Source organism: Pseudomonas sp. MF08817 (genome assembly GCF_059862705.1).
The window spans coordinates 1-13,674 of record NZ_JCBCUY010000063.1; the positions used below are offsets into that span (position 1 = coordinate 1).

Annotated in this window: 6 protein-coding genes and 1 pseudogene; 1 reads left to right on the top strand and 6 read right to left on the bottom strand. The window is 56.6% G+C overall.

The features are described 5' to 3' along the window. Positions 1-323: IS3 family transposase (locus AC19YR_RS23825; protein WP_500600352.1), on the top strand; the 323-nt coding region annotated here is incomplete at its 5' end. A 404-nt stretch (positions 324-727) separates the two neighbouring features. On the opposite strand, the gene AC19YR_RS23830 is transcribed toward AC19YR_RS23825, so the two are convergent. The 6 genes and pseudogenes from AC19YR_RS23830 to AC19YR_RS23855 form a co-directional block, all read right to left on the bottom strand. After that, the gene (locus AC19YR_RS23830; RefSeq protein ID WP_500600353.1) at positions 728-6,235 is read right to left on the bottom strand and encodes a DEAD/DEAH box helicase; all 5,508 of its coding nucleotides are present in this window, start codon (positions 6,233-6,235) and stop codon (positions 728-730) included. A 13-nt stretch (positions 6,236-6,248) separates the two neighbouring features. Next, complete coding sequence (gene druD, locus AC19YR_RS23835) at positions 6,249-7,280, bottom strand: Druantia-type antiviral defence protein DruD (protein ID WP_500600354.1); 1,032 nt, start codon at positions 7,278-7,280, stop codon at positions 6,249-6,251. Beyond that, positions 7,277-9,169, bottom strand: a complete 1,893-nt coding sequence (locus AC19YR_RS23840; protein WP_500600355.1) for a hypothetical protein — start codon at positions 9,167-9,169, stop codon at positions 7,277-7,279. The genes druD and AC19YR_RS23840 overlap by 4 nt, the downstream gene beginning before the upstream one ends. After that, entirely contained in the window at positions 9,166-10,833 is a 1,668-nt protein-coding gene (locus tag AC19YR_RS23845; RefSeq protein ID WP_500600356.1) for a hypothetical protein, read from the bottom strand. The genes AC19YR_RS23840 and AC19YR_RS23845 overlap by 4 nt, the downstream gene beginning before the upstream one ends. A gap of 18 nt (positions 10,834-10,851) precedes the next feature. Then, entirely contained in the window at positions 10,852-12,087 is a 1,236-nt protein-coding gene (locus AC19YR_RS23850) for a Druantia anti-phage system protein DruA (RefSeq protein WP_500600357.1), read from the bottom strand. Between the two features lie 319 nt (positions 12,088-12,406). Further along, positions 12,407-13,674, bottom strand: a pseudogene (locus tag AC19YR_RS23855) (P-loop NTPase fold protein); the annotation flags it as partial.

A 13,674-nucleotide genomic window follows, 5' to 3' on the forward strand; every position in this document is an offset into this window, starting at 1 on the left:
AGCAAGAGGTGATGATCCACTCGGATCAAGGCAGTCAGTACAGCAGCTCAGACTGGCGAAGCTTCTTGAAAGCTAACAACCTGGTAGCCAGCATGAGTCGTCGAGGTAACTGCCACGACAACGCTGTGGCGGAGAGCTTTTTCCAGCTGCTAAAGCGGGAGCGGATCAAGCGTAAAATCTACACTACACGCCAGGATGCTCGGGATGATGTGTTCGATTACATCGAGATGTTTTACAACCCAAAACGACGCCACAGTTTCAACAATCAGCTGTCACCGGTAGAGTTTGAAAAGCGTTACGCAGCGAGCCTGGAGAGTGTCTAGGAAACCCGGGGCGATTCATTATTGGTTTTTTGCTATCAATAATCGAGAATCGATAGATCTCAGCCTTTTTTGACCTGGTATCTTTCGAGCAGGAGTTCAGCCGTTGCTCGGACCGTGAAACGAAATGCTGGTTAGCGGTAGGGTTTATGAAATCGTCAAGACTCGTCACATCTGGCCTTTGGATACAAAAGAGTTGGAGGATGCCGCTATTACGGATAATGGCGCCCAGAGAGGAAGGAGTGAGCGTGCCCTGATTCATCATGGACTGAAATAAATCAGCGAGCTACCCAAGCAAGCCCAAGTGCCAAGCTTATGTCAGACTCGCCGCCGCAGGTGAGCTCTCACAAAACACTCCCGCCAGTCACGCACCGAGCCTGACTGAGCGGGTGGCTATGTTTCCTAAACTACGTTTTGAAAAGCGCTTGAACTCTCAACTGGGCGTTCGCGAGGTCTGATCGTAGCAAGTACTCGTTGAGGCCGATTACCGCGTGAATTCCTGATGTGCTGACGCTGGGTTGCTGGTGCTCAATGTTATCAATAAGCCCTGGGTAGCAGCCCACCGCGACCGTTTTACCACGTTGTTCAACCAGCAAAGGCGCAGACGAAATCGGGCCAACGCTACAGGCATATCCCGCTAATTCAAGGCTGGCTCGAAGCTGAGCCAGTTTTACCAACTGGTCGGTGGCCGATGAACCGGCTGGAATCTCTCCTCGTACCGCGTAACGCAAGAGCATCGCACCCAAATGCCGATCAAGGCGGTGCCGAAGGTGTTGGTTATGGAAGTGGTTGAGGCATTCTGTGCAGGAGGCCTCACATGTGCAGTTTTCCAACAGATTAATAGTGGAGTCTAAAATCTCTTCCATGTGCCGCGCTGCAATCTCTGCGTACCCTGCGCCCCCTGACAACGTGTCGTACAAAAATAGGTCCAGGATACGGGTGTCATCCTGCAGCGCAGGCTCAATCCTAAAGCCAGAACCGAACTCGGCAGGGTCCAGATCCAGTTGCCGATGCCGACTGGCCGCAAGCCGCAGCGCCTCTGCAAGTGAATGCAAGGCATCTTCGAGAATATGCAACACCACCCCGTTTACCGTGTCGGTCACGATAGGCTCCGCGATTTTGAGGCGCAACAGTAGAAGGTCCGTGTCGAAGTGATGGCCCAGCAACACGCGTGCGAACTGCCCAGAGCACTTCGGAGGTGTTCCTTTTGGACCTAGTTGCTTGTAGGGGCGGTCATGTGGCCCCGCGTTCGCCTCCTGATCAAAGACTGAGGCATGGCCGCATTCCATGCACACTGAAAAGCCCCCTTCCCCTGTGCCTTCCTTACCTCGGTTGACGGTGACGAGCGTGCGGTCGATGGCATGGGTATAGCTTGCATACGGGCCACAGGCGGAAAAGCGGAAAATCTCCGGATCGACAGGTTGCGGCAACTGGGCCATCGTCGCGTAGGTGATTTCCTGCTCGCGGTCATTTTCCGGCAAATCCGCGGCGCTCTCCGGGCCGAACACCTCTGGCACAATCATCTGTTCTGTCACCAATTGTTGGCCGCAGACGGGACAGTTCATCTGTTCTTTGCCTGAACGATTGGGATCACGTACAAACGAGCAGGCTTTACAGTGTGTGTGCGGTTTTTTGTTTTCGAAGAGAGGGACTGCACGATTTACGACACCCGCTGGTAGATCTGCAAAGACACCGCCAGAGCGATAGGTTTTCTTGTCAATAACGATGAGGCGCCCCGGTGCGTACTCGCTCAGGGCTTTGATTATCGACTGTTGCGGGCGTTGCACCGTCCGCACTTCCCAGCGTTCTCGTGTGTTTTTGCTCAACTTTTCCACGAGAAAACTGCAAAGACTGGTCGGGAACGCGTAGCTCGGGAGCAACCCGTGAAAGAACAAAAACTCCAGAAGTTCCGCCTGTTCCGTACTTGGTGGAGGATCCTCGCCGTCCTGGATACCTTGTTCTGCGAGACCTTCATGCCTCGTAGTCGCCTCGACGGTTGTGCTCAGCTTCTTGAGTTCCTCAAGCAAGCCCTTACTGGTATCAGCCAGCCATTCCATCAATGAAAGTCCGCGGGTATCCAATCCCGGCGGTAGCCAAGCGACAATGGACTCGCGCAGATCGCCGTCACTGGCCAGGACCCGACGAGCCACCCAAGCTTCGAAGCTATTCAGAGTGGGACCGGTTTGCTCGGTGCTGCAGAAGAAATCCTCAGTAGGCCCTAGTGCTTTGAGCAACGATGAGTTTTTCTCAGTCAACGCACCGGTGCATTGCGCCATGATTTCATGGAAAAAAGTCTGGATCAGGTAAGCGTGAAGATGCCGACGGGCGATTTTCGCATTATCGACCTTGACCTCCGGTGTCCGAGGTGGACCTGCCACGATACTTTCGGGGTTTAAGAAGTAGTGGCTGTCATGCGGACCATTCTGTGAGTAGGTGACAACGGTAGAGACCGACGAACCGCGCCGCCCTGCCCGACCAGCGCGCTGCTGGTAGTTTTCACGCTGCGGAGGGACATTTCGCAGCGCTACTGCCACCAGCGAGCCGATGTCGACGCCTACCTCCATGGTCGTTGTGCAACTGAGTACGTCGATCGGGCGGTCTCGATCCTCAATTAGCACGTCTTGGAACCGCATCTCATAGAGCTCTGTGGTCGCGTGCACCCTGCTACGGTCACGGTTCGACAATTGTGCGGTATGTTCTTCGACGCTCATGTTGGACAGCTCTGCTCCGGGCGTTAGCGCCCTAGCTACTGGAAGCCGCCAGAAGTTTTTACGAGCAGTGACATATTCGCTGTTCTTTGGATCGAGAGACGATGCTGCGTCGCTGCCGCACGCCAGACAAACCCTGCCTTCCAAGGCGAAAGGCATCAGCACAGTGCAGTCAGTGCATTGCGCCCAACAGTGGGCTAAGTCGACGACAACGGCTAAGGAGTCAGGCACCAGGAACCAGGCGCCCTCGAATTCTTCCGCCAACTGGTCTCGGAAGATCGCTTCAACGCGCTGTACTGCCTCACCTGACCAACCGAAATGATTGGTTAGACGCTCCTTCAATGATTTTCCAAACTGACCGTTGCTGCCCCAGGCCGAATTCGCATAACCGGCTGCCTTCCAGCGATAGACCGACTCAATGGACTTGTCGAACGCATACTCCTGCAGCATCGAGTCAATCCACCCTACCGCCAATTCACGGACGTTCGCTTCGCTGATCGCGAGCCCGGTCTTCGACAAGTGCTGGCTGAGTTTTCGCAATTTCAGAGGGGTTGGCTCAACGAAGCCGACCATTGTCCCCGTTAGTGAGTAATAGTTGCCACAAAGGAGTTTTAGTAGGGCAATCTGGTAGCGCGCCGGGATTTCCTGTGGCGTAAAATTCGCTTCAATGGCTTCCACTAGGTCTGAATCATAATTGTCATTAAATAATTTACGTGCGCTCTCGACTCTTCTCGAATCACCTCCATCGAACATCGGCAGATCGTGCTCGGTCAATACGGAAAGGAAGGCTAAATATAGTAAGGCTGTGGGTTTGGCGGGTTTTTCCAGATCCATTAGTTTGTGACAAGCCAATGCGACAGCCTGTCGAAACACGTCGAGTTCGATATCACGTGGAATATCACGTGCTAGCCGAGCGGCCTTTTGCCGACCATCTGAGAAAATCAACACCTTGCGCCCTGCGTTCGGATGCCGTTTATCTTTGGCTCGACTGGCGGATTGTTTCGCCATTTGCGTCCGAACGAGCGCAGTGAACGGCGCCTCCCCCTTGGTGAGGTGATCCATGATTTTCGATGGGGCATCTTTGGCGTTTTTGATCTTACGCGTACAGACCGGACAGTGATCAAAAGTGAGATTGCCTGCGTCCGCCGCCTTGTCCGGTACACGGACCTTCCGGAACCCGGCTTCATCGCTCGGCTGTTCATCAGAGAGCCTGCCACTGGCCATATGTAGCCATTTCTCGATATGTCGACTGCGAGGATGGATCGCGTACTCCACGCACAACTCTATCGGCATCAGCGTAGAAACCGAACCGTCGGATAACGGCCCACTGGGCTGATGCCAAACGAAGTCTTGGTCCTCGTTTACAAAACCACGTAAAAAAGCGGCTCCGCAGTCACGATGTGTGAGCAGTTCATACACGCGGCCATTGGCTTCGCAGCCACACTGGGTTGAAGGTTTCGTATACAGACGGCCCAAGATAGTGGGACCGTCATGATGGCCTAAGCGCTTGGAGCAGACAGGGTTTACGCAAGCGAACAGGCCAGGCAACCCGCGATGGAAGAGGTGCAGGCGCGTCGGGAGCAACACCCGCCCATCCGTGCTCCGCTGTGCGTAGCTACCCAGTGCTAAAAGCGTGTCCGTGGCTTTTTCCGCATCGACCGCAGGGTGTCTGCCAAACAGCCGATCACTCAGATCGTCTAGTCGAACCGCACGCCCTGATACCTCGGTGATCAAGTTTTCTAGCGGTTCGAATCCGGTGAGATGTTCGAACAACCAGTTGCGAAACGCAGCATGATCCCCGCACGGTGGTTGGCTCCAGCCGAGCCGATGGGCGAGTTGCGCCGCAGCTTCAGTCGCCGCATTTAAGTCCTCGGCCGAACGCTGAAAATCGTCCAGATTAAAATCTGCCAGCGCCTCAAGATGTGCTGCTGGCGCTGCCTGTGATACGCAACGTTGCTCCGGTGTCCCCTGGATAACCCTGACGCGTCGTGGCGATGCGTCGGCCAAGCCCGTCAAGTCCCGCGCAAAACGCTCGCCATCAACCGAGGCGGTGTCTGCGGGTCCGAGACTCGCACTGGTCATGATGCATCGCATGCGCTCTCGTGGAATGTCGAGCCTCGCGCAAAGACGTCGGATCAACAAAGCCACCTCGGCTCCACCGGCTCCCCTGTACATATGCGCTTCGTCCAGAACGAGGATAAACTCGTTGCGCGGGTCCGCTTTGAGCCAAGCCTTCGTCTGATCAAAGATATTGCGCTCGATAGGTCGCATGAGCATGTATTCGAGCATGGAGTAGTTGGTGATCAATAGCTCGGGACAACGCGCTTGCATTTCATGGCGAGTCATCATCTCGCGATCAGTGGGCTGGGTCTCAAGCCGGCCTGCCCAATGCTTTCTGGTGAAGTTGCCGCCTTTCTTCTTCCCTGATGCATAGGTCTTGGTTTCAATGGCTGCGGCGCCGTAGAACCCCTCCAAGTCCTTGCTCGGCCAGCGCCCGATCCTGACCAACTCGTCTTTCACGGCAGGCTTCACGGCCACTTTATTATAAAACTCTTCAAACAGCGGCTCTATGAAGCGCTCGTCGCGCTCTTTGGAGCGCTCTCCAGGGTACGGGGTGCGCCCGGTATAGCTACCGAAACGGATCGGCTGGGAGCGGCTTTGAGTCAAGATCGACGATGCCTCAGTATTTCCTATGAGGCGTCGGATCCGCGCCAACTGGTCATTGACCAAGGCGTTCATGGGGTAGAGCAACAGTGCCCGACAACCCGGCAACTGTGCTGACTGGGGGCGCTCCTGGCCCTCAATCGCCAATTGACCAATGATTGGCATAAGAAAACTTTCGGTTTTGCCAGAGCCGGTACCCGTTGCAACAACCAGGTCCGCGGCCTCGGCACCTAAAAAAGCCGTGAGCGCTTGCGATTGGTGCTCGTAGGGACGAGGGTAAAGCCCGAGCCCCATGAGCGACAACTGGGTTAGCGTATCGGAGGCAATCCTCGGAATGGCGAGTTGATCGAACGGATCGCCTATTTTGTAGACTGTCGTCGCTTCCACATAAGGTGTCTGGACAATAGTTTCAGAGCGCAGCAGCAGAGCATGACGCTCTCTGACGAGCCCTTCATCACGAATATGGTATTGGGCTTCGATGTATTGTCGAAGGCTATCGGCCAAACTTTTCGCTGTCTCGTGAACACCCGATGCTTCATTCATTGAAATCCCCCCATTATTGTCTTCCCTCTGCAATCGGGCGTTCTGTCAGGTCCACGCGCAACCCGGCAAGTGCTTGACGCAGGAGCGGAAACATCTCACGCGGTATCACATATTCGGTCGTCCCTGCACCGCCAGGCGACGATATTTGCCAGCCCAGCAGAAGCGCTCGTGCCTCTTCCCGCGGCAAATGACGATTCAGGCGCAGTCGAACCTGTGATTGCGACACATGCGCTTGAACTTTCATGGGATAGCCGGCTTGTGCGTCGAGGTGAAACTGCAAGCGCCTCGCCTCTTCCCGTCGCAGTCCCGTCATTTGCCGAAGATGCCCTCGCGACACCTGTACCACAAAGTATTCAAACCGTGGACCTGTGCGGCATCTGGCAAGGAAGAGACCTTCTGCGGTCGCGCAAACAGGCAGTGCGATCCATTTGCCACTAGCCCTTATTGAAACGTCCGCTAGCTCACTAGTCGCAGGTGTCAGTTGCGCCTTGGCACTTGTCAACAACTGGATCGACCACTCCTGCAATCCTTCGAGCGGCGCGCCAATCCATTCCTGTGGTTCCCAGAGGTCTATGCGTCCTGCGCAGGCATCGATGTCGATCAGTCTGAGCCTCCCTGCCCCACGCATCGTGATTGACCAGGGAAAAGTTTGTGCAGGCCCACCGCCAGTGATCACGGCCAGCGGGCCTCCGGTTCTGATCGCCTGTGGCGGGGGGGTTAGCCAACGTCCTCCGTCGAGTCGCACCAGATCCCCTAGCTCTCCCAGGTTCTCCAGAATCGCTTTGACGCCCGGTTCAGCGGCTTGCTCATCGTCGAGAGTGGGCCACAAGGGGAGCAAACGCCGGCGAACCAGACTCGTCAAACTGAGCGTGGTCGCCGGCACCCAAGCTTCCCGATCCGTACTGGGGGCAGAACACAGATAGGATGCGGCCCGAAGACACTCCGCTACGGCCGCGATCCTCAATTCTTCACCGTCACTTCTACAGCCCAAGCCGGTTGCCAGAGTTTTCCGAGCGGCATCGCGATCGCTCCCTAGCCACTTCACTCAACACGCTCCGCTTGGACCGTTTGCACGTCGATTTCACTCAGGAGCTCGGTGGCGCTGCGCGTTAGTGCCTCGACCGGTCCCCCGAGGGATTGCGCCCATGGCAGTGCCCACTGCTTCAGCACCGCATGAAGCGCTCGCTCCGAAGGGCCTGATGATAGGAGTCGCAATTGGGCGTATGCCCGGTCAGCGACTCGCAGCCAAAGATTCCCTGGGATAAAATCCACCTGTGCAAGGCGCTCCCTCAACGTGCTCGGTAGAGCCAACAGTGTGGTCTCAGCAGGGCCGTGCAGGGCTTTCCAGTCATCCACAACCCGTTGGCCAAACTGCATCAGCGGCACCTGGGCGGATACCCCCCGCATAGCGAATTCATCCGTATCAAACACGGGCCCGAGTTCAGACAACGTACCGCCGTCTGGAAATGCCGCTGGGCCGTGAGTCCAAGAAGCAATAAGAACCAAGCGCGTATCGACCGTCAGGGTGAACTGACGACGCGCCACAAGATCGCGGATGACACTGCCATACACCTCAAACGCAGAGCGGTTGGCCCCTTTGAGCAACAGACATCCAGACGACTCGATCACGACTTCGAGGCAGTCGGTCGCGGCATCCTCTGACAGGAGGCCGACGGGAACCCGCCACTCATGGAAAATCATCCCCCCTACGGCTGCTGCCACGGCATCAGCAATTAAGTCCGCAGTTGATCCTTTGAACTGAATCAACTGGCCGGAGATGACTGCTGCCAGGATATGCCGTGCGTAACTATTGGCATCGTTCTTAACTACACCGCATGCCTGAAGGTTGTTGGCGATGACCTTCCAGGCAACGTCCACAGAGCCGACCTCAACGAACGGGCCGCTTGCTTCGTTCTCAATCAAGCGGACGCGTGCCTGGCCACTGGTCTCGTCACGTGGTTTGGCAACCCGCAAATCATGGTCGTCGAGGCGTTCGCGCAACGCCGCTATGGTGGCTACCGTGACCTCCCAGTCGGGAATGCGCGCACCGAGGGTGGTCAGTGCTTCCTCGATCGCCAGAACCTGCGGGCGTTCAGCCACCAGGTCGGCGACCTGAACAGCGAGGGAGTCCAGCGCAGTCGACATGTGCTCGCCCTGGAGCACTGAGTGCGCTAACGCTTGCGATATCTCTTGCTGCGCCCCGGTCGTTGAATGAACCAGTTCGCTCAGTTGTTGCAAGCGGTCAGTGACACTGTGCAGCGCAGTACGCAATGCTTCGACATCATTGCCAACACCAACGAAGCTGCCCGTCAGTTGCTTAACCGCTTCGGTCGTTGCAGTGGCAGTCACTTCCAACTGGTCGATGCGCTCAGCGGTCTCCTCTGCCGCCGCTTCGGCCAGCTCAAAATAACCCTCGATTTTATCCAAACGCCCCGGCAAGCCATCGATCATCCGATCCCTGGCCAGGGTGGACGCCGGATGAAAGCTGTTCAGGGCTGCCAGCATCGCCGGGTCTTCGGCGAAACCGCTGTACGCGGCCAGCCGCTCGACCGTTTCCCGAGGGGCGTCCGGGTACAACTCGGCTAATCGTTTGAAGAAGCCAGCGCCTGTGTCCGCCGATTGGGGTGACTTGTCTGCTGCGGGAAATGCGCTGTCCAAGCGGCTCTTTGCCCACGCCACCCACAGGCTAGCGAAAGCTTGCCAGTCTGCCTCCCCTTTCTGACCTGGCTGGGGATGCACCAGATGCCCGATCAACCGTCGTTGTTTCTCCTTAAATTCTGGCGGCGATCCGCGCCTAAACCCGGGGATCGAGGCTTGACGATCGAAGAACGACTTGCGAAAGGCATGGGGTACCTCTTCGACGAACTCGGTAATTATCGTGACCCCGAATGCCGAAATCCGCCCTCGTGCCTCTTTGCTGTACAGGTAGCTCATCGCGAGACCCCATTCCCTGAATGACGAATATCAAATCCACAGGCGCGCACAGCAGCCGCCAGTTGACGGTAGTGAGGGAGCAACTCCAGCCTAGGCACTGATGCGCCAAACGCGCTGACCAATGCCTGATCACTGCCAGAGAATGCGGTTACCCCACCGACGTGCAGTTGGGATAGAAAGCTCTGCAGACGCAAGCGCAAGGACCGCCCAAGCGACAGCAAAGCAGGTGTGGGGTTGGCCAGCGGCTGCGTAGCCCCGATGGCCAAGCGGCCCAACCCGCCAAAATCCAAATACAGCTGGTATAGCGGGTCGGTGAGGTATTGTTTGAGCAGACTATTCATTGCCGGCGGCATCTGGCATTCATGTGGTGCGTGGTCAGCCGACACTTCGCTAGACGTCAGTCGGTGGTATTCCTTATGCCCACTGGGTGAGACAACCTTCAGCCTGCCTTTGGCCCCTCTCGGCATTGTGAGGGAGTCAAAGTGCAGTTCCCCCGCTCGCGTGGCCACCACATAGGATTGGCTTTGCCTGCGGTGTAATGAGGCAACGAGACGTTCGCCACGCTCGTCAATGAAGACTAGGTCCACAGTAGCGTGTTTAAAGCTTCGCCCCAGCGACGTGCTCTTGGAAAAAAACTTGTCGACATCCGGATGGCCGCTCTTGCCGACCCTGAATTCATCGCTTCCAGCGCGTATCACGGTGAATAGCGCGGGTGATCGATCGGGGGCTGTTGCAGAAATGCGATCACGCTGATTGACGGCTTGCAAGGTTGGTCCGCCATCCTGCGGGCCACCCGGCATCCTATGAGCGGCCAGGATGACCGCGTCGGACTCGATGTATTCAACCGTATTGATGCTCGCGTTGCGGCTTAGAAACGGCCAGATGGTGGTGATCGCGGGCGCCGCCGGCATCAAGCTCAGTTGGGTGAAGGCTTCCAGCCAACTGATGCAGGCGTCTGAGGGGGCTTCCGGCACGGTGACCAGCGCCAAATTCCAGCCCTGCCGCGGCTTGAGCCTGTCCACCAACAGTTCCTCAGGGAATTCCCGTGTCACCGGTGCCGACCATAACAGGGCGTAGGTTTCGCAGCGATTTAATGCTTGGGCGCGGGGAAATCCGCTTTCGGTGCCTCGACCAATGGCAGTGAAAGCGGCCGCACCCGACGCTGGTAAACCCGGGCACGTCTGCGCAACTCCCGCGACGAATGAAGGGTCCGGCTTGCCTTCGAAAGACATGATCCTGTAGTCATTCGCCGTGGGTTCAGCCATGACCCTGAAGCCTGAGTCCATCCCGCGCATATCGAGCTTTTGTACCCTGCCACCGACATCGAGTTTGACGAAGGCATGACACGCTCGACAGGGGGGCAGGACCAATTCAATCCACCAGGCCCCGGCGTTCTGGCCTTTTTTTATCAGCAGCCGTAACTCCATCTGCCGCGTTAGCGATGGTTGAACCTTGTCATGATTGACATGGCTTACTGGCCCCGACATGAAATAGGCGCAAGAACTGGAGGACACGCCGCGCCAATGGGCGAAGTAGTTTTTTCGCGATGGCCCCGAACGTAGCCCGACCCGCTTGCGGCAGTAGGAACAAATGTAATAGCCAGTGCGTAACGCCGTATCGGCGGTAACCGGTTTATTCATGACCGGATCTATGGCGCAATCCATCGCTCATCTCCTTCGCAGTTAACCGCGTAAACCGACAATGCAGCGCGACTCAGTGGCTCCGCGGCTCGTTGCTGGAAAATGGCACGCCTGACTGCCGTACAAGTGAATGAGATCCACCGGGTTCCAACCGCGAAACTCGGGTCTGTTCCTTGAACGCGGAATCATCCAACGATTGAGCGCTAATTCACCGATTTCACCAACCGACAACAGCGATTGGGTGTCCGGTTTTCCACTGCCGCCATGGAGGAGCTTTGTGGCGTTGCCGGCCAATTGACAGATGAAGACTTCGCGCTGGATGCCGTGGCGCATCAGGTCGTCCTTGAAGCCCAGTGCCTTCAGGGCCGCACGCGTGGTGCGCAATCGCCAATTTGGCCCCTGGCCGAAGGCGTGCTGGTCGGCATACTGATGGTCGAGCTCGCGGAGATAGTCGCGAAGCTCAATAAACAACCAGTCGGGTATATGGAAATGTCCCCAGCCACCGGTAAAGCCAATGGACTTGAGGTACTCCGTACCATCCAGCTTCAATCGGTTATAGACTGCGGAGCGTCCCATCGATGAGGTCGTCACGACGGCTAGCAGACGCGCATTTTTTTCGGTTTGCGAGATTATGCCCGTAGAACCGCCGTAGGCGGTGGCAAAATCATCATAAATGTCCCGGCTGCGAAGCAGGCAAGCTACCAGCTTACCGCCCAATAAGGCGTTGTAAGGTGGGATCGCTCCCAGGACATAGGCATCCATCAAGTTGACCAGCCGGGCAGCCCTGTCCGCGGTACCCCAACCAATGAATTTATCTCTGACGCCAAGGTTGAAAACCGGATCACCGATGGCAATCAATCCCATCAGTTTGCCATTCGCCTGGTCCCAGACAAGGTAACGCAAGCGCCTGCCAAAGCCGTTGGAAACAGGGACGGACCAGGACAGTGACGCCAGCCGAAAGAGGTCACTTTGCCACGTGCCGGACGACACACGTTCAAGCACCGGGGAAATTTTTTCCGGTACAACCTCGCAGCCACTTGCAAAATATGACATCAGTTTGGCAGTGCTGCGGGCAATAAAACGTTCGCTGGCGCTGAGCCGTTCTTCGCGTTGGGCACTATGCAAGGCACGGATCGCTTCCTTACCATTTCCAGGCGGACACAAGGCCCCTTCCTGAGTTCTCGTGAAACCTAGGTGGTGCAAATGCTCTCGCACTTTTCGCTTGAGATTTGCTTCTCTCGGATTGACTCCAATAATAATCGCGCTGCCGGTTGGCATGTTGCTGCATTCCTTGCTTGGAGTTCATTTCAACGAGGTAATCGAAAAAGGTCGTGCTGCTTGGCTTCCGGCTGCCAGAAGTAATGCGCGCAGGCGTCAAAAGCCCTGCACGTCGAGGAGAAATGCAGGTAACTGCCGCATAGAGCCCGATCCTACACCTCACCCTCCATTTTATGAAGATGCGCGCCATCAAAATGGCATCGGTGCAACCAAGCATGCCTGATAGGGCGGCTTATGAATCGCTCGCTCCAGTTGCCATAGACAATCCTAGGCTTCATAGACAGGCCGAGATGCGCAGGCGGATAAGCCCGTTGAAGACTCAGTTACGCTTGCTCCAGACCACGATGCACTTGGCCTCGGGTTTAATAGCCCCCACAAAACCTCTTGCAGCGAGGGCATCAATCAGCCGGCGATCTATATCATGAGCCGGCAAGTTCACGCGCCGTTTGTTGAGTAACGCCTGATACTCCTCGCCCACGAGCGGCAATACTCCAGCCGTTTCTGGCCAACTGCAGCCCATCGAGAGAGCATGGATCAGCATGTTGATCCTTTGCTCTCTAGAGAGCGCCCCGTCCGGGAGCAACTTCAGCAGCGTCGGGAGGTAGGCCTCCGGGAACCGCAATCCATCTCGGGCCGCGTGATCACACGCTCTAGCCAATGCTTCAACGGCACCGTCGCACGTGTCATAGGCGTCGTAAGGAATGCCCGACCATATCTTGATGCTCTCAGCAGTCGAGCACACCTGTGCGTTGGTCAGTTCAAGGGCCAACGACACCGGCAACGCCGACATGTCCATCTGTTCACGGGCGACGCCCCACCGGCGGATGAGGTAAGCCCCTAGATAAGAGAAAGCGTGATCGGCAATGAAGGCCCGAATTTCCTCCCTGTACTCGACCATGTCACCATTGGCGAACATCGCCCACCGATTGCGAGGCGCCGCGGTGTCCATGACAACGCTTGGGCTCAACACCACCTTCGAGAAAAGCGTTCGTAGGGTTGCATTCTCGACTTGCGGCGTGCGAACGAGGAAAGTCTGCAAGCCAGCGTTGCGACTGGCGTCCTGCCACAACTCTTCAGCCAACTCTTGAGCGTTGTGCTTGAGAAACTCCGCGAAATTATCCAACGCCGACTCGCCCAAATCGACGAAATCTGCGGATTCTTTGTCAGCTATCAGAGCCCGATTGAAGTACGTCCAAGCTGCATTACCCACAGGCCGAACACGTCCCGCCATCATGATTTTCGCCCATAACAAGGTCGGTACCGCGTCAAGGTCAGTCACACTGCAGGTCGTCTGTTCGAGCAATACCTGTAGTGTGTAGGCTTCACTCTGGCAAAGTCCGAACAAGGCCACGAGCGATTCCGGTGTCTCTTCGAGCGATCCATCCTGGCTCACGAGCTGAGCCACGAAACCGTCCGGGTTTTCCTCGATCAGGGTGTCCATGCCAGTGACTTCCAGCTTGCTAAGGAAACTCTGAAGAAGACTTCCTGATTTTGGCAAAATCCCCGGACTCCACTCACCGAGTTTTCCGATGAAGCAGATGACCTTCGCCGATGCCGAGTACGCCGACAAGCGCAAGCAGACCCGCA